At 72.7% G+C, this 20121-nt stretch carries 15 protein-coding genes; 7 read left to right on the plus strand and 8 right to left on the minus strand.

Features of this window, described 5'->3' with window-relative positions; all coding sequences use genetic code 11:
- Positions 1 to 2: 2 nt before the first annotated feature.
- The 4 genes from AB0G84_RS04520 to AB0G84_RS04535 form a co-directional block, all read right to left on the minus strand.
- Positions 3 to 1319 carry a glycosyltransferase gene (locus tag AB0G84_RS04520; RefSeq protein WP_361315400.1) on the minus strand — a complete coding sequence of 439 codons (1317 nt, stop codon included), beginning with the start codon at positions 1317 to 1319 and terminating at the stop codon, positions 3 to 5.
- Positions 1316 to 2146, minus strand: a complete 831-nt coding sequence (locus AB0G84_RS04525; protein WP_361315403.1) for a glycosyltransferase family 2 protein — start codon at positions 2144 to 2146, stop codon at positions 1316 to 1318. The genes AB0G84_RS04520 and AB0G84_RS04525 overlap by 4 nt, the downstream gene beginning before the upstream one ends.
- 378 nt (positions 2147 to 2524) lie before the next feature.
- A complete protein-coding gene (locus AB0G84_RS04530) occupies positions 2525 to 4681 on the minus strand; it encodes an EAL domain-containing protein (protein ID WP_361315406.1) in 2157 nt (718 codons plus the stop codon).
- Positions 4678 to 5484, minus strand: a complete 807-nt coding sequence (locus tag AB0G84_RS04535) for an SAM-dependent methyltransferase (RefSeq protein WP_361315409.1) — start codon at positions 5482 to 5484, stop codon at positions 4678 to 4680. The genes AB0G84_RS04530 and AB0G84_RS04535 overlap by 4 nt, the downstream gene beginning before the upstream one ends.
- A gap of 176 nt (positions 5485 to 5660) precedes the next feature.
- On the opposite strand from AB0G84_RS04535, the gene AB0G84_RS04540 reads away from it, so the two are divergent.
- Positions 5661 to 7442 carry a glycoside hydrolase family 15 protein gene (locus tag AB0G84_RS04540; protein WP_361315411.1) on the plus strand — a complete coding sequence of 594 codons (1782 nt, stop codon included), beginning with the start codon at positions 5661 to 5663 and terminating at the stop codon, positions 7440 to 7442.
- A gap of 40 nt (positions 7443 to 7482) precedes the next feature.
- Here the strand turns inward: AB0G84_RS04540 and AB0G84_RS04545 are convergent, their stop codons facing one another.
- Both AB0G84_RS04545 and AB0G84_RS04550 read right to left on the minus strand, forming a co-directional pair.
- On the minus strand, positions 7483 to 7674 hold the full coding sequence (locus AB0G84_RS04545) for a hypothetical protein (RefSeq protein ID WP_361315413.1): 192 nt from the start codon (positions 7672 to 7674) through the stop codon (positions 7483 to 7485).
- Between the two features lie 113 nt (positions 7675 to 7787).
- Entirely contained in the window at positions 7788 to 10208 is a 2421-nt protein-coding gene (locus AB0G84_RS04550; protein ID WP_361315415.1) for a SpoIIE family protein phosphatase, read from the minus strand.
- Positions 10209 to 10375: 167 nt separating this feature from the next.
- Between AB0G84_RS04550 and AB0G84_RS04555 the strand changes: the two genes are divergently transcribed.
- Positions 10376 to 11155 (plus strand): VOC family protein, encoded by a 780-nt coding sequence (locus AB0G84_RS04555; protein WP_361315417.1) that lies wholly within the window; start codon positions 10376 to 10378, stop codon positions 11153 to 11155.
- Between the two features lie 101 nt (positions 11156 to 11256).
- Here AB0G84_RS04555 and AB0G84_RS04560 read toward each other — a convergent pair whose 3' ends face one another.
- Positions 11257 to 12894 (minus strand): S1 family peptidase, encoded by a 1638-nt coding sequence (locus AB0G84_RS04560; RefSeq protein WP_361315420.1) that lies wholly within the window; start codon positions 12892 to 12894, stop codon positions 11257 to 11259.
- Positions 12895 to 13234: 340 nt separating this feature from the next.
- On the opposite strand from AB0G84_RS04560, the gene tdh reads away from it, so the two are divergent.
- From tdh to AB0G84_RS04580, 4 genes are all read left to right on the plus strand, one after another.
- Positions 13235 to 14263 (plus strand): L-threonine 3-dehydrogenase, encoded by a 1029-nt coding sequence (gene tdh, locus AB0G84_RS04565; protein WP_361315423.1) that lies wholly within the window; start codon positions 13235 to 13237, stop codon positions 14261 to 14263.
- Positions 14264 to 14303: 40 nt separating this feature from the next.
- Complete coding sequence (locus AB0G84_RS04570; protein WP_361315425.1) at positions 14304 to 15539, plus strand: glycine C-acetyltransferase; 1236 nt, start codon at positions 14304 to 14306, stop codon at positions 15537 to 15539.
- 35 nt (positions 15540 to 15574) lie between these two features.
- Entirely contained in the window at positions 15575 to 16483 is a 909-nt protein-coding gene (locus AB0G84_RS04575) for a LysR substrate-binding domain-containing protein (RefSeq protein WP_361315427.1), read from the plus strand.
- A gap of 193 nt (positions 16484 to 16676) precedes the next feature.
- Positions 16677 to 17978, plus strand: coding sequence for a chloride channel protein (locus AB0G84_RS04580; RefSeq protein ID WP_361316783.1), 1302 nt, complete (start codon positions 16677 to 16679; stop codon positions 17976 to 17978).
- 12 nt (positions 17979 to 17990) lie between these two features.
- Here the strand turns inward: AB0G84_RS04580 and AB0G84_RS04585 are convergent, their stop codons facing one another.
- Positions 17991 to 19022 carry a PHP domain-containing protein gene (locus tag AB0G84_RS04585; protein ID WP_361315430.1) on the minus strand — a complete coding sequence of 344 codons (1032 nt, stop codon included), beginning with the start codon at positions 19020 to 19022 and terminating at the stop codon, positions 17991 to 17993.
- 761 nt (positions 19023 to 19783) lie between these two features.
- On the opposite strand from AB0G84_RS04585, the gene AB0G84_RS04590 reads away from it, so the two are divergent.
- Positions 19784 to 19999 carry a type A2 lantipeptide gene (locus AB0G84_RS04590; RefSeq protein WP_361315432.1) on the plus strand — a complete coding sequence of 72 codons (216 nt, stop codon included), beginning with the start codon at positions 19784 to 19786 and terminating at the stop codon, positions 19997 to 19999.
- Positions 20000 to 20121 lie beyond the last annotated feature (122 nt).

Here is a 20121-nt window from a genome sequence, read left to right on the forward strand (position 1 = left end):
CGTCACGCTCCGGCGCGGCGGTAGGTGTCGTACACGCTGCGCAGATAGCCGACCGGCCCGTAGAGCAAGCCGTGCAACTCCCGCAGTGCCAGCCGGGCCGGCCACTGACCGGAGGCGGCCGAGCGGTCGCGGGTCTTGCGGGCGGCGTAGCGGATGCCGCCGGGGAGGCGGCGCAGCAGGGCGGGCAGGGCGCCGGGACGGTGCCGGAGGGCGGCGGCCAGGAAGGCGCCGAAGCCGGCGCCGTAGCCGAACGCCTGGGCCGGCAGGGCCGCGAGGTCGCGGTGGTGGCGGTGCCAGATGATGGCGTCGGGCCGGTAGACGAGGCGGTGTCCGGCGGTCAGTACGAGGAAGAAGGCCAGCAGGTCGTCGCCGCCGTACGCGGGGGTGCCGGTGCCGGTCGCCGGGTCGAAGCCGCCGAGCGCGCGCAGGATGTCGGCACGGAAGGCCATGTTGGCGCCGGAGCCGAACCGGCCCGCGGTGAACGGGTAGAGCGGGTCGTCGGGCGCCTGGTCCGACGGCCAGCTGCGCGCGGTGAACCCCTTGGCGAAGCCGCCGTGGCCCTCCAGCGCGGACTGTGCCGCGGTCTCCAGCTCGGCGGGCAGGATCAGGCCGGTGACACAGCCGACCGCGGCCCGGTCGCCGGTGGCGTCGCCCTCGTCGAAGGCGCGCTCCAGCGCGGCGATCCAGCCGGGGTCGGCCAGGGTGTCGTCGTCGGTGAAGGCGCAGATCCGCCCTCGGGCCGCCATCAGCCCACGGTTGTGTGCCCGGGCCAGACCCGCCTTGGATTCCCTCACATATCTGACCCGGGACGGATAGTGCGCGCGCACCAGCCGCTCGGCGGCGTCGTCGCGCGGTGCGTTGTCGACCACCACGATCTCGTACGAGGAGTGCCCACTGCGCAGCAGGGAGTCCAGGCACTGACGGAGCATCACCGGCCGGTTGTGGGTGGCGATGATGACGCTGACCGTCGGCCGGGCGCCCGGCCCAGGGGCCCGGACCGGAGGTCCGGCACCGGGCCCTGGCGCCTCCCGGGCGTCTGTGGTGGCCAGTTGGCGATGCGCGGCATCGGCCAACGCCTGGTACAGGCCGGCGGTGTCCCCGAGGACGCCGTCGGCGCTGACCATGCCGAGCGGGTGTCCGTGCAGCCGCACCAACGCCAACACGCGTCCGCCCGGCGCACCGGCCGCCGCGCCGCCGGGTGAGCGCAGCTCACCGGGCACCGCCAGGTCCAGCTCGACGACGTGGGCGGGGGTGTAGAGCGAATCGCGGGCGGCAAGACCGGGGCAGGCCGCTGCGGGGCGTCGGCCGAGGCCGTTCATCGCTTCCCCACACCCAGTGCTGCCGAGCGACGGCCACCGGGCCGTTCGGCGATCAGGGTGCGCAGCACGCGACGGCCGTCGGAGACCGCATGGAGATGCGAACGCCCGCTGCGGCGGGGAAGTTCCAGGCTCGGGACCTCGGCGATCCGAAGTCCCAGGCGCAGTGCGTGGGCTATCAGCTCCGCCTCGATCTCGAAGCCGGGGGCGTGCGGGTCGAGGTCGTCGAGGAAGCTGCGGCGGAAGGCGCAGAAGCCGTAGCACAGGTCGGTCAGCGTCGCGTCGTACATCCGGTTGACGACGGCGAGCAGTGCGAGGTTGCCCAGGGAGCGCAGGTGCGTCAGGTCGAGCGAACCGCCGCCGGCGATGAAGCGCGAGCCCTTGACGAAGTCGAAGCCGTTGTCGAGGAAGTGGACGTAGTGCGGGATCTCACCGGGCCACATGCTGCCGTCGGCGTCCATCATGACGATGTACTCGCAGGTCGCGGCCTGGAACCCGGTGCGCAGCGCATCGCCCTTGCCGACCCCGGTCTGCTCGACGACACGGACCGACGGCAGGCAGTGCGCCGCCATCCGCACGGTGGCGTCGTCGGAGGCCCCGTCGACCAGGAGCACTTCGTCGATCGTGGGCGGGATCTGGTTGAAGACCCAGGGGACGTTGCGCGCTTCGTTGTGCGCCGGGATGACCAAACTGACGGAGTGTCGGACCGGTGGGACGTCGGTGGAGCGCCGCATCGGAAGCGGGGCAGCGAAGCGGTCGCTGGCACGACGCAGCGGCCGGCCGCCGTCCACGGTGCGCTGGATGGTGTCCGAGGGCAAGGTGGTACTCATGAAGGACTGCCTAACGGGAGGCGGCGGGTGCCCGTGGGGCGAGACCACGGGGGCGGACCCGCGAGAGCAAGGGGTGTACGAACGCCGACGGCCGGGCCGCCGGGGCCTGTTGAGAGGCGCGGTACACCCGCACATCAAAGGAGAACGAGCAACGAGGCTGCGGTTGTGGGTGAGCGCCTGGTGGGAGCTCCGGCCGCTGTGCCTCGGACGCGAGGCGTCGGTCATTCTCGGACGCGAGAAGCGTCGACCACCACAACTGGCAAATGTGCTGTCCGTCAAGGCCGGGGACTCGGTGTCCGCGTTGCCTGCGGTGCCAGGTCTTCATGATGTGCAGGTCGTCATCGCGGGGTCAAGGGTATTTGTCCATAAAACTGCAATTTAATCTCTATTTAAGCTTTGCTGTCCTGAGGTGTGGGCGCCGTCGCTGCGTGTCCCGCCCGTCCGCTCGACGATCCGCCGGGTGATCTCCCCGGGGCGCGCCGGACGGCCGTAGTGCCAGCCCTGGGCGCAGTCACAGCCCATCTCCCGCAGCCGTTCGGCGTCCGCCGCGGTCTCCACGCCCTCGGCCGTCACCGTCAGCCCCAGCTGGTGCGCCAGTGACACCATGCCGCCGATGATCCGCCAGCCCAGCGGATCCTCACCGGTCGAGTGCAGGTCCGAGACGAACGCCCCGGCGATCTTCAGCCCGGCGACCGGAAGGGTCCGCAGGTAGGCGAGGTTGGACCAGCCGGTGCCGAAGTCGTCCACGGTGAGCGAGACGCCCATGCCCACCAGTTCGCGCAGCGCCTGGAGCGCCGGGTCCCGCGGGCCGAGCATCGCGCTCTCGGTGATCTCCAGTTGCAGCTTCCCCGGTTCCAGGTCGCTCTCCTGCAGGATCCGGTCGATGTCGGTGATCAGTTCCGCGTTCCGCACCTGCCGCACCGCCAGGTTGACGTTCATCCGCGGCGCCGCCGCGCCGAACCGCGAGGTCCACTGCGCCGCCTGGTGACAGGCCTGCCACAGCACCCACCGGCCCAACGGAATGATCAGCCCGCAGTCCTCGGCCGTGGCGATGAACTCCTCCGGGCCCAGCACCCCCAACTCCGGGTGCCGCCAGCGCACCAGGGCCTCCACCGCCACCATCACACCGTCGTCCAGCGTGCACAGCGGCTGGTACTCCAGGAAGAACTCCCCGCGGTCCAGCGCCATCGGAATCCGCATCGACATCGCGTACTGACTGACCGTGGCCGCATTGCGCCGCGGGTCGAAGAGCGTCCACCGGCCGCGGCCCTCCTTCTTCGCCCGGTACAGCGTCAGATCGGCGCTGCGCATCGCGGCACCCGGAGTGGTCGCGGAGACCGGCTGCTCCACCACCCCGACGCTGGCCCGCACCGCCAGCTGCTGACCGCCGATCAAGAACGGCGGGGCCAGCGCCCCCAGCACCGTCTGCGCCGCTGAGATGCCCTCCTGCCTGCCCTGGCAGTTCTCCAGCAGTACGATGAATTCATCACCGCCCAGCCGCGCCACCATGTGGCCCAGCGGCGCCAGGCTGGAGTGCAGCCGATCGGCCACCGCCCCTAGCAGCTGATCGCCGGTCGCATGGCCGAGGCTGTCGTTGATGTTCTTGAAGCCGTCCAGGTCCACCGAGCACAGGCCGAACCGGGCGTCCGGCTCGGGGTCCGCGAAGAGCGCCTCCAGCCGCTCGAAGAACGCCGTACGGTTCCACAGTCCGGTCAGCGGATCATGGGTGGCCTGGTAGCGCAGCCGCTCCTGGAGCCGGTGCTGGTCGGTGATGTCCTCCAGCATCGCCACCTGGTAGCGGGGCGTCCCCTCCTCGTCGCGGATCAGCGACACGGTCAGATGCGTCCAGATCACCTCCCCGTCCTGCCGGTAGTACGGCTTGTCGCACTGGAACTGCTCCCGCTTGCCCTTGATCAGCTCGTGGTACGCCTCCCAGACCCCGGGGGAGTCGTCCGGGTGCACCAGCGAGGCCACGTTCAGATGCCGGAACTCCTCTGTGCCGGCGCCGAACATCTCCTGCAGCGCACTGTTCACCGTCAGGACGTTCCCCTCCAGGTCGGCGAAGCCGATGCCCACGGCGGCCCGCTCGAACATCGCCCGGAACCGCGCCTCCGAGGCGTACAGCGCGCGCTCGGCGCCCCGGCGGGCCAGGTCCACCGCTCGCCGGATGGCCTCCTGCTCCCGTAGCGTCCGGTCGCGCAGCGCCGAGGACCAGCCCGCGGCGAAGGCGCCGGTCAGCGCGGGCCCCCGGCCGTCCGGCGGCGGCCATTGCTGGAGCAGCGCCACGGCCCGGGCGAGCACCTCGGGGTCGGTGAACTGGGCGTCGACCAGCAGCTCCCCGGCGCGCTCGGCCAGTGCGGCGTCGAACGGGTCGTCCGAGTGGGCCCGGCCGAGCAACTCGGCGGTCCGGTAGACCAGCGGGCCCAGGATCCCCGGGGTCACCATCGCGCCGTGGCCGTCCCGAAGGAGCCGGGACCAGGAATCCCGGAAGTGGACCGCGGCGGGGTCCACCCGCCCTCCGGCCGGATCGTTCACGGCCGGATCCCCACTCCCGCGAGCCCGGCGATCAGTTCGGGGTGCGGCCCCACCGACTCCGGGTGCTGCGGGCGCCACTGCGGGAGGTAGACCACGCCGGGCGCGATCAGGTCGAAGCCCTCGAACAGCGCGACGATCCGGTCCCGTGAGCGCATGGTCATCGGCGCCGACGCGCGGGCGTACAGGGCCTGGTGCTGGCGCGCCAGCTCGGGTCGGCCGCCCGGCGTCCCGTGCGAGAGCACCAGTGCGCTGCCCGGCGACATCGCCTCGCGCAGCACCCGCACCACCCGCGCCGGATCCTCCTCGTCCGTGACGAAGTGCAGTACGGCCACCAGTAGCACCGCCACCGGCTCCCGCGGATCCAGCAACTCCACGACCTCGGGCTGCTTCAGCAGGGTTTCGGTGTCGCGCATGTCCGCCTGGACCACGGTGCACCGCGGGTCGTCCACCACCATCAGCCGGCTGTGCTGGACCGCCACCGGGTCGATGTCGACATAGACCACCCGGGCCTCGGGCTGGATGAGCCGGGCCACCTCGTGCACCGGGCCGAAGGTCGGGATCCCCGAGCCGATGTCCAGGAAGCGGGTGATGCCCTCGCCGGCCAGATACTGCACCGCGCGGCGCAGGAAAGCGCGGTTGGCGCGCATGATCAGCGGCAGCTCCGGCCACAGGTCGATGGCCTGGTGCGCCAGCTCGCGGTCCACCGCGAAGTTGTGTGAACCACCGAGGTAGCAGTCGTAGACCCGGGCAACGTTCGGTGTCTCCTGGTCCGTCCCCTCGGGCACCCACCGCTCAGGTGTCATAGAGCGTCCCTCCCCTCACCAGGGATACCACGCTCCAGAAAAAGCCTCCTACTATCCCATATCCGATGCAACCGGACCAGTGGGAGGCGGGCGGCGACCGCCCCTGCGGACCGGCCGCCGGGCGGAGGTCGCGCCGACCGCCGCCGCCTCGCAGAATGGAAGACCGAGGAGCCACTATGCCCGGACGCATCGAGGACTACGCCCTGGTGGGCGACCTGCAGACCGCCGCACTCGTGGGCAGGGACGGCTCGGTGGACTGGATGTGCCTGCCCCGCTTCGACTCGCCAAGCTGCTTCGCCGCCCTGCTGGGCGACGAACGGCAGGGCCACTGGCGGCTCGCCCCCGCCGCCGGCGGCGAGTGCACCGGCCGCGCCTACCGCGACAACACCCTCGTCCTGGAGACCACCTGGGAGACCCCGGACGGCGCGGTGCGGGTCGTCGACTTCATGCCGCAGCGCGGCGCACACCCACCGCGCCTGCTCCGGCTCGTCGAAGGGCTCCGCGGCAGCGTCGAGATGCGCGGCGACCTGCGACTCCGCTTCCACTACGGCCGGATCGCCCCCTGGGTGCGGCGCACCGAGCACCACCGCATCGCGGTGGCCGGACCCGACTCCGCCTGGCTGCGCCTCGCCCCCGGAGTGCACACCTACGGTCAGGACGGCAGCACCCACTCGGAGTTCACCGTGCACGCCGGCGAGCGGGTGCCGTTCGTCCTCACCTGGCAGCCGTCCCACCTCCCCAACACCCACCGCGTCGACGCCGACCGCGCACTGTGCGAGACCACCGAGGCCTGGCAGCGCTGGACCGCGGGGTGCCGCTACGAGGGAGACTGGCGCGCCGCCGTTCTGCGCTCGCTGATCACCCTCAAGGCCCTCGCCTACCTGCCCACCGGCGGGATCGTCGCCGCGGCCAGCGCCTCGCTGCCCGAGCGGATCGGCGGGGAGCGCAACTGGGACTACCGCTTCTGCTGGCTGCGCGACTCCAGCATGACGCTGTCCGCCCTGCTGCGCAGCGGCTTCCGGGAGGAGGCGGCGGCCTGGCGGCAGTGGCTGTTGCGCGCCATCGCCGGGGACCCACGGGACCTGCAGAGCGTGTACGGCGTCGCCGGCGAGCGCCGGCTGCCCGAGGTCGACGCCAGCTGGCTCCCCGGCTATGAGAACTCCGCCCCCGTCCGCTTCGGCAACGCCGCCGTCGACCAGCTCCAGCTCGACATCTACGGCGAGGTCGTCGACACCCTCTACCTCGCCCTGCGCGCCGGCATCCCGATGGAGCGTCATGTCTGGGTGCTGCTGCGGACGTTGATGACCTTCCTGGAGAAGCACTGGCGGGACCCGGACGAGGGACTGTGGGAGGGCCGGGGCGGGCGGCGGCACTGGGTGCACTCCAAGGTCATGTCCTGGGTCGCCGCCGACCGCGCGGTCAAGATGGCTCGGGCCACCAGGCTGCCGGCGCCGGTCGAGCGCTGGCAGGCGATGCGGGACGAGGTGCACGCCGACGTCTGCGCACACGGCTACGACCCGGACCGCGGCGTCTTCGTGCAGCACTACGGCAGCCGCGAACTGGACGCGGCCACGCTGTTCATCGTCAAGACCGGATTCCTCCCGCCCCAGGACCCCCGGGTGATCCGCACCGTGGACGCGGTGCGCGACGAACTCGACCACGGCGGATTCGTCCGCCGCTACGCCGACGAGGCCGACATCGACGGACTGCCCGGCACCGAGGGCGCCTTCCTGGCCTGCTCGTTCTGGCTCGCCGACGCCCTGGCCGCGACCGGCCGCACGGACGCCGCCCGTGCACTGTTCGACCGGGTGCTGTCCGCCGCCAACGACGTGGGGCTGCTCTCGGAGGAGTGGGACCCCGTGCACCAGCGCCAACTGGGCAACACCCCCCAGGCGTTCACCCATGTCGCCCTGGTCAACACGGCTTTCCTGCTCGCCGAGGCGGCCGGGCCGCCCTGAGGCGGCCCGGCCGGCAGCACTGCTCAAGCGCTCGGGGACCTCACGGCAGGTACCGCTCGATGACGCCCGGCCCCTCCTCGGCGATCAGCCGCCTGGCCCACTCCAGGGTCCGGGGGGTGGGCTCGCGTCCGGACGCCCGGACCAGGTCCTCCGGGTCGTAGGGCCGCTCACTACCCGTGTACAGCTCGGCCGGCCGGTGCTCGGCCGGTTGGTCCTTGCCATTGCTCGTCACAGGTCCTCCTCGTGTCCGCGCCCGCCGGGTCGCCGGGACCTCGCTTGGTTCCATCATGGGACCGGCACCGGGCACCCGCACGACGTGCGCACGGCCCGGTCCCGTGCACCCGGTCAGCCGACCGGCCGCGGAGCCCGCTGATACGCCGGCGGGAACGCCTGCTCGGTCCAGATCGTCTTGCCGAGGGGCGTATAGCGCGTCCCCCAGCGCTGCACCAGCTGCGCCACGATGAACAGCCCCCGGCCGCCCTCGTCGTCGGTGGCGGCGTGCCGCAGGTGCGGCGAGGTGTGCCCGGTGTCCGACACCTCCGTCAGCAGCGTGCGGTCGCGCAGCAGCCGCAGGTGCAGCGGCCCCGACGCGTGCCGTACGGCATTGGTCACCAGCTCGCTCACCACCAGCTCGGTGGCGAACGACAGCTCCGCCAGGCCCCACTCGTGCAGCTTCCCGGTGGCCAGCTCCCGGGCCCGCCCGGCAGCCGCCGGCTCGGCGGGCAGCTCCCAGGCCGCCACCTGCCCGAGGTCCAGCTCACGGGTGCGCACCAGCAGCAGCGCCGAGTCATCGGCGCCCGGCCCGCCCGGCAGCAGCTCCGTGAGGGCCCGGTCGCACAGCTCCTCCAGTGGCCGGTCGTGCTCGGCCAGGACCCGGCCCAGCAGCTCCAGCCCCTCGTCCACGTCCCGGCCGGGGGACGCCACCAGGCCGTCGGTGAACAGCGCGATCAGGCTGCCCACCGGTAGCTCGATCTCCAGCGACTCGAACGGCAGGCCCCCGAGCCCCAGCGGCGGGCCGGCCGGCAGGTCCGGGAAGGACAGCTTGCCCTCCGGGTCGACCACGGCCGGCGGCAGATGCCCGGCCCGCGCCATGGTGCAGCGCCGCGACACCGGGTCGTAGACCGCGTACAGGCAGGTCACCCCGATGGCGGCATCGTCCGGGCCGCCCGGTCCGCCGTCCTCCGCGGCGCCGTCCTCCGCGGTCTGCCCCACCAGGTCGTCCAGCCGGCTCAGCAGTTCGTCGGGGGAGAGGTCCAGCCGGGCCAGCGCGCGTACGGTCGTCCGCAGCCGCCCCATCGTCGCCGCCGCCTGTAGCCCGTGACCCACCACGTCCCCCACCACCAGCCCGACCCGGGTGCCGGAGAGCCCGATGACGTCGAACCAGTCGCCGCCGACCCCGGCCCGGTCGTCGCTGGGCAGGTACCGGTAGGCCAGGTCGACCGCCGACTGCCCGGGCAGGTGCCGGGGGAGCAGGTTGCGCTGCAGGGTCAGGGCGGCGGTGTGCTCCCGGGTGAAGCGGCGGGCGTTGTCCAGGCACACCGCGGTACGGGTGACCAGCTCGTCGGCCAACTCCACCTCGCCCCGGTCGAAGCCCGTCGGCGCCTCGCGGCGGAAGGTCACCAGCCCCATTGCGGCACCGCCGGCCCGCAGCGGTACGACCATGCCGTGCTCGGCCCGCACCAGCCCCCCGGACGACAGGCTGCGGTACGGCAGTGAGCCGGGCGGGTACTCGATGCGGTACGGGCCGTGCCCGGCCGCGGCCGGCGGGCCGCCCACCGAGCGCGCGGCGACCCGCACCAGCGGCGGCAGCGAGCCGTTGCCCGGCTCCGGGTCCGCGCCCTCCAGCACCGACTGCACCAGGTCGACGGTGACCAGCGGGGCGAAGTCCGGCACCGCCACCTCGGTCATCTCCCGGGCGGTGACGGTCATGTCGAGCGTGGTGCCGATCCGGGTGCCGGCCGCCACCAGGAGGTTCAGCCGGCGCTGTGCCTGATAGCGGTCGGTGATGTCGAAGGCGTCCTCGCACACCCCGAGCACCTGGCCACGGGCGTCCAGCAGGCGGTAGTAGGAACAGGACCAGACGTGGTCGGGTCCCGGCTCGGCGGGCTTCTGGCCGACGAAGTGCAGGTCGAGGACCGGCCGACCGGTGTCCAGGACCTGCCGCATCACCGCCTCCAGGGTGCGCGGATAGCCCTCGGTGACGAACATGCCCTCCGGGTAGAGCTCGTCGGCCCTGGTGCCCAGGAACTCCCGCAGCGGCAGTCCGATCTCCCGGATGTACGCGGTGTTCGCCCAGGTCAGCCTGAGGTCCTGGTCGTAGATGCCCAGCCCCACCGGTGACTGGGTGGCCAGCCCGCCCAGCATCGACTGCTGGGTCTCCCACCGCTGCTGGTCGTCCAGCGCGGCGGCCACCAGCACCCGGGCCGGCTCGCCCGGGGCGCGGGCGTCGGGGGACCCGAGCAGGCAGGTGGAGAGCGCCACCGGCAGCAGCCGGCCGTCGCGGTGCCGGGCGGTGCGGGTCTCGATCCCGCTTAGCGAGGGCTCCGGCGGGCGGCCCGGCCACACCTCACCGGCCGCCTCGGCGGCCGGCAGGAACGTCTCCAGGGGGCGGCCGAGGATCTCGCCGGCGGAGTACCCCAGCAGCCGCCGGGCCGCCGGGCTCCACCCGACGACCCGGTCCCGGGCGTCCAGAACCGCGGTGGCCGCCCTGGTGACGTCGAGGGGGCCGCGGAAGTCGGCGTGCTCCGCCGCGTTCCATGCGTTCATGGCATCAACCCAGACCGGTTCCGTACGTACAGCATCGAGCCGGATCAGGGCCGGCACAACCGCGCTACCGGCACAGGGGACCCGGCGCGGCGGTGCGGCCCCGTGGTGTCGCTGGCACAGTGGGAGGGGTGTGCAGCGGGAGGGGTGAGCGACAGGAGGCAGATGTCATGTCGGCCCATGGCCCCACGACTCCGGTCCGTGGTGCTCCGTGCTGGGTCAGCCTGATGGCCCGCGACCTTGAGACGTCGCAGGAGTTCTACTCCGCCGTCCTGGGCTGGCGGTTCCGGCCGGCCAGCCTCGGCGAGGAGTTCTCGGTGGCCGTGGCCGACGGGGAGCCGGTGGCCGGCATCGGTGCCCTCGCCCAGAACTTCCAGGTCGCGGTGGCCTGGACCTCGTACTTCGCGGTGGAGAACGCCGATGACACCGCGGACCGGATCCGCGAGCGCGGGGCGACCGTGGCGGTGGGCCCGCTCAAGCTCGGCCCCGGACGCGCCGCCCTCGCCGCCGACCGCGACGGCGCCACCTTCGGCTTCTGGGAGGGCCAGACGATGGCCTGGTCGGTCGGGCAGGGCAACGCCCCGGCCTGCCTGGAGCTGCGCACCCGCGACGCGTTCGAGGCCGCCATCTTCTACGCGGAGGTCTTCGGCTGGGCCTCCGGGGAGCCCGGCGGCTGCGATGTGACCTACGAGCACGACCAGGTGATCGTCGACGACGGCACCCACACCGTCGCCACCCTGCGCGGGGGAGCAGTGGAGTCCGCACCCGACCCCAGGGTCCGGCCCCGCTGGCACGTCCACTTCCCGGTCAAGGACGTCGAGCAGGTGACCGCGGCCGCGGTGGCCGCGGGCGGCACCGTCACCCCCGTGACACCGACCGTCGACGGCTCGGCCCGGCAGGCCGTGATCCGTGACCCCGAGGGCGGTCTGTTCACCGTCACTTCGCCCTGACCCCGCCGGTCGGCGCACGCCGGACGCACGAGGACGGCCCCGTCCACCTCCCCGAGGGGAAGCGGACGGGGCCGGTGGGCACAACCTCCGTGCAGCCGGGGTCAGTTGAGCGGGTCACCGCCGGAAGTGGCGGGATCCTGGGCACCCGTCCCCGGGTCCTGGGTGCCCGTGCCGGGGTCCTGGGCCCCCGTGCCCGGGTCCTGGGAACCGGCACCCGCGTCCCCGGCCCCCGCGTTGTCCCCCGCGCCCGCGTTCGCCGCACCGGCGTCGCCGGCTCCGCCGCCCTGGGCACCCGCGTCCCCCGAGCCGCCGCCCTGGGCACCGGCGTCGCCGCCCCCGGCAGCGCCGCCCCCCGCGCCGTTGCCGCCGCCCCCGGCGCCGATCTCCGCACCAGTGGCCTTCAGCGCGTCGGTCACCGGCTGGAAGAAGGTCTCGCCGCCCTGGGTGCAGTCGCCGCTGCCGCCCGAGGTCAGCCCGACGGCCGAGTCGCCGGAGAACATCGCGCCGCCGCTGTCACCGGGCTCGGCGCAGACGTCGGTCTGTATGAGGCCGTTGACGATGTCGCCGTTGCCGTAGTTCACCGTGGCGTCCAGGCCGGTGACGGTCCCGTCGTGCAGCCCGGTGGTGGAACCCGACCGCTGCACCTTCATGCCGACCGCGGCCTCGGCGGCCTTGGTGATCTCCTTGGTGCTGCCGTTGCCCAGGTCGACCGCGCTCTGCGGCTTCGCCGCGGTGTCGTCGTAGGTGACCAGCGCGAAGTCGGTCTTGGGGAACTTGGAGTCGGCCACCGTGCCCAGCGGCTGGCCGCCGCCCTGGTCCGCGGACCAGGTCTTGGAGTCGTTGCCGCAGTGCCCCGCCGTCAGGAACGCGGGTGCTCCCTTGACGGTGACGTTGAAGCCGAGCGAACAGCGGGCGTTGCCGCCGAAGATGGCGCTGCCGCCGACCGGCCCGGCCGCCTGTCCACCGCCGCCGCCTTGCCCACCGCCCTGTCCGTTGCCGCCGCCTTGCCCACCGCCCTGTCCGTTGCCGCCGCCCTGTCCGCCGCCCTGTCCGTTGCCGCCACCCTGGCCGCCGCCCGCCGCGGCGCCGCCGTCACTACCCGCGCCGGCACCTCCGTCGCCCCCGGCGCCACCGTCACCGCCGGCCCCCGCGCCGCCGTCGCCACCCGCACCGGCCCCGCCGTCCGCGCCCTCCGCTCCGCCCGCCTCGTCACCGTGGAAGCGCTTGAACTCGCCCCTCGACCGCTTGACGGTGACCATGCCGTCACCCATCCGGCCGGTGGCCTTGGAGAGCTGGGCCATCTTCGCGCCGGTGACGGTCCGGTCGGCCAGCACCACGATCTTGTTGGTCTTCGGGTCGATCGACCACGCCGTGCCGGGCACCGAGGCGGTCTCCCGCAGCGACTGGGTACCGGACTTGAGCGCGGTCATGCTGTTGTGCACGACCCTGGCCACGGCGCCCTTCGCCCGGACGCTCGCCGCGTCGTCCTCGGACGTCACGTTCATGACCAGATGGCCGTTCGCGTCGTCCAGGTACCAGCCGGCGGTCTTGTCGCCCCCGAGGTCGGCCTTCAGGGCCGATGCCACCTGTGCGGCAGCCGGGGCGCTGAACGTCCGCAGGGCCGCGGGCTTGTCCGTGCTCGCATTGGCGTTGGGGAGCAGGATCGCCGCGCCGGCGATGGCTGCCGCGGCCGCGCCGACGATGACGCCCGTCCGCTTGTTCACGTGTCGGTGGCTCACTTGACTGACCTCCAGGGACGCACAGGAACGATGCACACGGGAGGCCGCGGTGCGTCGCGTCGGTACCCGTGTGAGGTTGCATCCAGTCCTACGTAGGTCCGTGCACCCCGGTCTCACGGCCACTCAAGGTGTGATGAATTCCGTCGTTCGCGTTCGCGACGCCCTACACTCCCGGGCCGCTCCGGGAGGCTCACGAGACGGGCATAAAGGTCAGCTGTGACCGTGCTTAAGAAAACCTCGATGGACCGGAGGGCCCGGGTAGGGAAGATTTTCCTGAGGAAGATCGGGTGGCCGGAAAGCGCCCCCGGTAGGTCTCTTTTCACGTACGGGAGCCATCGCGGTGAAGGCACTGGTCAAGCAGAAGGCGGAGCCGGGACTCTGGCTCATGGACGTGCCGGAACCGGCGGTCGGCCCGGGCGACGTACTGATCAAGGTCCTGCGTACCGGCATCTGCGGCACCGATCTGCACATTCGCTCCTGGGACGGCTGGGCCCAGCAGGCCGTGCACACCCCGCTGACCCTCGGTCATGAATTCGTCGGCGAGGTGGTGGAGACCGGCCGCGACGTGACCGAGATCAAGGCCGGCGATCTGGTCAGCGGCGAGGGCCACCTGGTCTGCGGCAAGTGCCGCAACTGCCTGGCCGGTCGCCGTCACCTGTGCCGCGCCACCGTCGGCCTCGGCGTCGGCCGGGACGGCGCCTTCGCCGAGTATGTGGCGCTGCCCGCCACCAATGTGTGGGTGCACCGCGTCCCGGTCGACCTCGACATCGCCGCGGTCTTCGACCCGTTCGGCAACGCCGTGCACACCGCGCTGTCGTTCCCGCTGGTCGGCGAGGACGTGCTGATCACCGGCGCGGGCCCGATCGGCATCATGGCCGCGGCCGTCGCCCGGCACGCCGGCGCCCGCAATGTCATGATCACCGACGTCAGTGAGTCGCGCCTGGCCCTGGCCCGCAAGGTCGGTGTCAGCCTCGCCCTGAACGTCGCCGACCGGACCATCGCCGAGGGCCAGCGCGAACTGGGCCTGCGCGAGGGCTTCGACATCGGACTGGAGATGTCCGGCCGGCCCGAGGCCATGCAGGACATGATCGCCAATATGACGCACGGCGGCCGGATCGCCGTCCTGGGCCTGCCCGCCCAGGACTTCCCCGTCGACTGGTCCCGGATCGTCACCTCCATGATCACGATCAAGGGCATCTACGGCCGGGAGATGTTCGAGACCTGGTACGCGATGTCCGTGCTGCTCGAAGGCGGCCTCGACCTCGGCCCCGTGATCACCGGCCGCTACCCGTACCAGGACTTCGACGCCGCCTTCGACGACGCCGCCAGCGGCCGCAGCGGCAAGATCATCCTCGACTGGACCGTCTGACCCGGTTCCCCGCCCACCCCGACTCCTGGAGAAATCCCCGATGTTCGACTCCGTACGCGACGAACTGCGCACCACCCTCGACGAGATCCGCGCCGCCGGCCTGCACAAGCCCGAGCGGGTCATCGGCACCCCGCAGTCCGCCACGGTGGCGGTGACCGCAGGGGGCAACCCCGGTGAGGTCCTCAACTTCTGCGCCAACAACTACCTCGGCCTCGCCGACCACCCCGAGGTCGTCGCCGCCGCCCACGAGGCGCTCGACCGCTGGGGCTACGGCCTGGCCTCGGTCCGCTTCATCTGCGGCACCCAGGAGGTCCACAAGGAGCTGGAGCAGCGGATCTCCGGCTTCCTCGGCCAGGAGGACACCATCCTGTACTCCTCCTGCTTCGACGCCAACGGCGGCGTCTTCGAGACCCTGCTCGGCCCCGAGGACGCGGTGATCTCCGACGCCCTCAACCACGCCTCGATCATCGACGGCATCCGGCTGTGCAAGGCCCGCCGCTACCGCTACGCCAACCGCGACCTGGCCGACCTGGAGCGCCAGTTGAAGGAGGCGACCGCGGGCGGCACCGGCCGCACGCTGATCGTCACCGACGGCGTCTTCTCGATGGACGGCTATGTGGCCCCGCTGCGCGAGATCTGCGACCTGGCCGACCGCTACGGCGCCATGGTGATGGTCGACGACTCGCACGCGGTCGGCTTCGTAGGCGCCGGCGGCCGCGGCACCCCCGAGCTGCACGGCGTGATGGACCGGGTGGACATCATCACCGGCACCCTCGGCAAGGCCCTCGGCGGCGCCTCCGGCGGCTATGTCGCCGCCCGCGCGGAGATCGTCGCCCTGCTGCGCCAGCGCTCGCGCCCGTACCTGTTCTCCAACTCGCTCGCCCCGGTGATCGCCGCCGCCTCGCTGAAGGTGCTCGACCTGCTGGAGTCGGCCGGCGACCTGCGCGAACAGCTGAACGCCAACACCGCGCTGTTCCGCACCCGGATGACCGAGGAGGGCTTCGACGTCCTGCCCGGCGACCACGCCATCGCCCCCGTCATGATCGGCGACGCGGCCGAGGCGGCCCGGATGGCCGAGCTGCTGCTGGAGCGCGGGGTGTACGTCATCGGCTTCTCCTACCCCGTCGTCCCGCAGGGGCAGGCCCGGATCCGGGTCCAGCTGTCGGCCGCGCACTCCACCGCGGACGTGCACCGCGCCGTGGACGCCTTCGTGGCGGCGCGGACCGCCCTGCAGGCCGAAGCCGGGGACGAGGCCGGGGCCGCGCTCGGCGGCTGACCCGGAACGGCGGCCCGGCCTGCGAAAATGGCCGCATGATCGAAGCACGACGGCTGCACATCCTGCGTGCGGTGGCCGACCACCGCACCGTGACCGCCGCGGCCGCCGCGCTCTACCTCACCCCCTCGGCGGTCTCCCAGCAGCTGGCCGCGCTGGAACAGGAGACCGGCCACCGCCTGGTGGAGCGCAGCGCCCGCGGCGTCCGGCTGACCGCCGCGGGCGACATCCTGCTCACCCACGCCAACGCCGTCCTCGCCCAGCTGGAGCGCGCCGAGTCCGAGCTCGCCGCCTACGGCTCGGGCGAGGCCGGCACGGTCACCGTGGCGTCCTTCGCCACCGGCATCGGCCTGGTCGTCGCGCCCGCGCTGACCGCCCTGGCCCGCTCCGCGCCGGGCATCCGGGTCCGCGTCCAGGACGCGGAGGGCGACGCCAGCCTGGGGATGGTCCTGGACCGGCAGGTCGATGTGGCGGTGGCCGTGGAGTACCGCGGCGCGCCCCGCGCCGACGACCCCCGGCTGACCCGGGTCGCGCTCTACGCCGAGCCGTTCGACGCGGTCCTGCCCCCTGGCCATCGCCTCGCCGGCGCCGACCGGGTCGCGCTCGCCGCCCTCGCCGAGGACCCGTGGATCGGTCCCTACCCGGGCAACCCCTGCCATGACGTGGTCGTGCTGGCCTGCGAGTACGCCGGGTTCCAGCCCCACCTGGAGCACTCCTCCGACGACTTCCGGGCGGTGGTCGCGCTCGCCTCGGCCGCGGCGGGCGTCGCCCTGGTCCCCCGCTCGGCGCTGCGCGACATGGACCTCACGGGCGTGGCGGTCCGGCCGGTCGACGGGGCGGCTCCCACCCGCCGGGTGTTCGCCGCGGTACGCCGCGGGGCCGAGGAACACCCGCTGTTCCGCCCGGTGCTCGCCGCCCTCGGGGAGGCGGCGGCGTCCCAGGGGTGAGACGGCGGCGTTCGGGTGTTCCCGTCGCGTCCTGTCCGGCCGTCCGGGGCCGCCCGTGGCAGGCTCCTCCTGGCGGCGAGGAGGCGATGCCATGGCGGGCGGACCCGGCGGACCTGGTGGCTCCGGCGGACCTGGTGGCCCCGGCCGCCCGGGCGGCGAGGCGCCCCCCGGCGGCTCACCGGACCCCTACGCGATGGTGCGCACCCGCGGCTATCTGAAGCTGCTGCTGATCGCGGCGGTGCTCGGGTTCCCGATCTGCGCCGTGGCGTTCGGCTTCCTGGCGCTGGTCCATGAACTCGAAGCGCTGGTGTACGACGCTGCGCCGCGGGCGCTGGGCCTGGCCGGCACCCCGTGGTGGTGGCCGCTGCCGATGCTCGCGGTGGCCGGACTGCTGGTCGGGCTGACGATCCGCTACCTGCCGGGCAACGGCGGCCATGAGCCGGCCGACGGGCTGTCGGTCGGTGGCGCGCCGGCGCTGGCCGCCCTCCCCGGCATCGTGCTCGCCGCGCTGGCCTCCCTCGGCCTCGGTGCGGTGCTCGGCCCGGAGGCCCCGCTGATCGCCCTCGGCGGCGGCCTGTCCGTGGGCGCCGTACGGCTGCTGAACCGGGGCTTGCCGGAGCAGGCCGTCGCCGCGCTGGGCGCCGCCGGCAGTTTCGCGGCGATCAGCGCACTGCTGGGCTCCCCGCTGCTGGGCGCGTTCCTGCTGATGGAGGTGGCAGGGCTGGCCGGCCCGATGCTGGGGATGGTGCTGCTGCCCGGGCTGCTGGCGTCCGGCATCGGTGCGCTGGTCTTCACCGGGCTGGGCGACTGGACCGGGCTCGGTACGTACTCGCTCACGCTCCAGGGCGTTCCCCGGGCCGCCGGGCCGACGGTTGCGGAGTTCTGCTGGGCGCTGGTCATCGGCCTGGCCGCCGCCTGCGCCGCGACCGGCGTCCGGCGGCTCGCGCTGCTGCTGAAGGGGCATGTGGCGCGCCACCGGGTGCCGATGACGGTGGCGACGGGGTTGGTGGTCGGGGCGCTGGCCGTCGGGTTCGCCGCCGCCACCGGCAAGCCCGCGACCGAGGTGCTCTACTCGGGGCAGTCGGCGCTGGGGTCGCTCTTCGCCGCCAGTGCCGGGTACTCGGCGGGGGCGCTGGTGCTGCTGGTGCTGTGCAAGGGGCTGGCGTACTGCGTGTCGTTGAGCGCCTTCCGCGGCGGTCCGATCTTCCCGGCGCTGTTCATCGGCGCGGCGGGCGGGGTGCTCATGTCCCACCTGCCCGGCCTGTCGGCCACGCCGGCGTTCGCGATGGGCATCGGCGCGATGGGGGTGGCGATGCTCCGGCTCCCGATGACCGCGGTGCTGCTGGCCACATTGCTGATGGGGCACAACGGGCTGACCGTGATGCCGCTGGTCATCGTCGCGGTGGTGGTGGCCTACGTCGCGACCTTGCGGTTCGTCCCAGCCACCCCGCCGGCCCCCTCCCCGGCCGCCGCGCCCGCCCCGTCGGCCTCCTGACCGGCCGTCGGCTCAGCGGCCCGGGGTACGCCCGGTCGTGGTCCAGGTGGTCAGCTGGCGCTCCGTGAAGGTGTTGATGATCCGGTCGGCCGGGACGCCGCACTCCTCGGCCCGGGCACAGCCGTAGATCTGCCAGTCCAGCTGGCCCGGTGCGTGGGCGTCGGTGTCGATGGCGAAGAGGCACCCCGCGTCCACCGCCTCGCGCAGCAGCCGGCGCGGGGGGTCCAGCCGCTCGGGGCGGCAGTTGATCTCCACCGCGGTGCGGTGCTCGGCGCAGGCCGCGAACACCTCTCCGGCGTCGAACGAGGACTCCGGGCGCTGCCGGCCGGAGAGCAGCCGGCCGGTGCAGTGGCCGAGGACGTCCACCAGCGGGTTGCCCACCGCGGCGAGCATCCGCCGGGTCATCGGCGCCCGGTCCATCCGCAGCTTGGAGTGCACCGAGGCCACCACCACGTCGAGTTGGTCCAGCAGCTCCGGCTCCTGGTCGAGGCCGCCGTCGTCGAGGATGTCGCACTCGATCCCGGTCAACAGCCGGAACGGCGCCAGCGTTTCGTTCACCTCCGCGACCAGCGCCAGCTGCTGCCGCAGCCGCTCGGCGCTCAGGCCACGGGCGACGGTGAGCCGGGGCGAGTGGTCGGTCAGCACGCACCAGGAGTGGCCGAGGTCGCGGGCGGTCGCGGCCATCGTCTCGACCGGGCTGCCGCCGTCGGACCAGTCGGAGTGCAGATGGCAGTCGCCGCGCAGCGCCTGCCGCAGCCGCGCCCCCCGCTCTCCCTCGACCAGCGGCCCGCCCGCCTCGTCCTCCAGCCGCGCGAGGTACACCGGCCGCACACCCGCCAGCGCCTCTTCGACCACCCGGGTGGTCTTGGGCCCCAGGCCCTTCAGACGGGCCAGTGAGCCGTTCTCGGCGCGGCGGCGCAGTGCGTCGGCGGACAGCTCCCCGGCCGCCGCGGCGGCCGTACGGAACGCCTGGACGCGGTAGGTCACCGCTCCCTGCCGCTCCAGCAGGAAGGCGATCCGTTCCAGCGCCTCGACGGGCTCCACCGGCGGCTCCTTCCGTGGCCCGGCCTTCGGCCCCCTCTCACGGTGCCGTACCGAGGGGGTGGCTGCCACCGGGGTGATACCGGCGGTAAATCGCCCATTTCCGCCGAGTCGGATGCCGTGTCGTTATGCGGCTATGTCCGTTCTCGGGGTGCTCGATCCGATTGCATCGGAAAGGGGTACAGTGAGTGCTGACGATTCCCTGCAAGGTGTGCAAGGCGATCGATACCGCACTCGGAATTCCGGGCGAATCGGGCGCGGTCAATCCGCCTGTAAAGGTCGCGCAACATCCGCCCGAGGGGGTGCGGGGGCGGGTTTCCCGGTGTTGTCTCGTTCGGGTGGTCGAGTGCCGTAAAAATTGACGGCCTTCAAGAAACCTCCACACCGATTACGCAGTCGGTGCATGGCCTCCGAACCCCCATCCCCCTGCTGACCTGCGCCTCAGCGGTTTGGTGCGGGATTGTCTGGTTCGTCGAGCGAGGCGCGGGCCGCGCAATGGAAAGGAAACCGAAGAAGTTGTGAAGAAGCTGCTACCGATTCATGGATGTGCGTGCACGAGAGGTAATTCGGTGGAGCGTTCACGTCCGTTTCGGGGTCGATCCGATTAGCAGCACAACCCGCCTGCATGCTTTGATCCTTCGCACTGCGGGAGTCACACCAACGGTTCCCGATTTCGGGCCCCGACTTCCGCTGCCGCGGCCGAGCCACCCACCGGACGGTTCGGGCGCAGCTTTTTTCGAGATATTCATCCGAAGGGAAACATCATGAACTCCACCCCCCAGGTTCAGACCCAGGAAATCTCCGACGCCGACCTGGACAACGTGTCCGGTGGCCTCGTCGGTGGCGTGCTCGGCACCGTGACCGGCACCGTTGACTCCGTCGCCCCGGTTTCGGGCGTCGTCAACAACGTGACCGGCCTGGTCAACGAGACCACCGGCGTGAACACCGGCGCCGTGACGAACCTGGCCGCCGGTCTCTGAGACCCGCCTGTGCCGCCCGGCGGCACAGCCGGCTTTGAACGGTGACACCGGCAGGTCGGCGACCCCTCCTTGCCGACACGCCGGGCCGAGTGCCCCGGAACCGCCCGGCCACGTCCGGGCCC

The sequence above is a fragment of the Streptomyces sp. NPDC020742 genome, from assembly GCF_040641675.1.
Lineage (GTDB): Bacteria > Actinomycetota > Actinomycetes > Streptomycetales > Streptomycetaceae > Streptomyces.

Excerpts from the sequence above, each read along its gene's own strand:
- AB0G84_RS04575 (WP_361315427.1), top strand. The coding sequence starts at position 15,575 with ATGATCGAAGCACGACGGCTGCACATCCTGCGTGCGGTGGCCGACCAC.
- AB0G84_RS04540 (WP_361315411.1), top strand. The coding sequence starts at position 5,661 with ATGCCCGGACGCATCGAGGACTACGCCCTGGTGGGCGACCTGCAGACC.
- AB0G84_RS04525 (WP_361315403.1), bottom strand. The coding sequence starts at position 2,146 with ATGAGTACCACCTTGCCCTCGGACACCATCCAGCGCACCGTGGACGGC.
- AB0G84_RS04590 (WP_361315432.1), top strand. The coding sequence starts at position 19,784 with ATGAACTCCACCCCCCAGGTTCAGACCCAGGAAATCTCCGACGCCGAC.
- AB0G84_RS04550 (WP_361315415.1), bottom strand. The coding sequence starts at position 10,208 with ATGAACGCATGGAACGCGGCGGAGCACGCCGACTTCCGCGGCCCCCTC.
- AB0G84_RS04520 (WP_361315400.1), bottom strand. The coding sequence starts at position 1,319 with ATGAACGGCCTCGGCCGACGCCCCGCAGCGGCCTGCCCCGGTCTTGCC.
- AB0G84_RS04570 (WP_361315425.1), top strand. The coding sequence starts at position 14,304 with ATGTTCGACTCCGTACGCGACGAACTGCGCACCACCCTCGACGAGATC.
- AB0G84_RS04580 (WP_361316783.1), top strand. The coding sequence starts at position 16,677 with ATGGTGCGCACCCGCGGCTATCTGAAGCTGCTGCTGATCGCGGCGGTG.
- AB0G84_RS04535 (WP_361315409.1), bottom strand. The coding sequence starts at position 5,484 with ATGACACCTGAGCGGTGGGTGCCCGAGGGGACGGACCAGGAGACACCG.
- AB0G84_RS04555 (WP_361315417.1), top strand. The coding sequence starts at position 10,376 with ATGTCGGCCCATGGCCCCACGACTCCGGTCCGTGGTGCTCCGTGCTGG.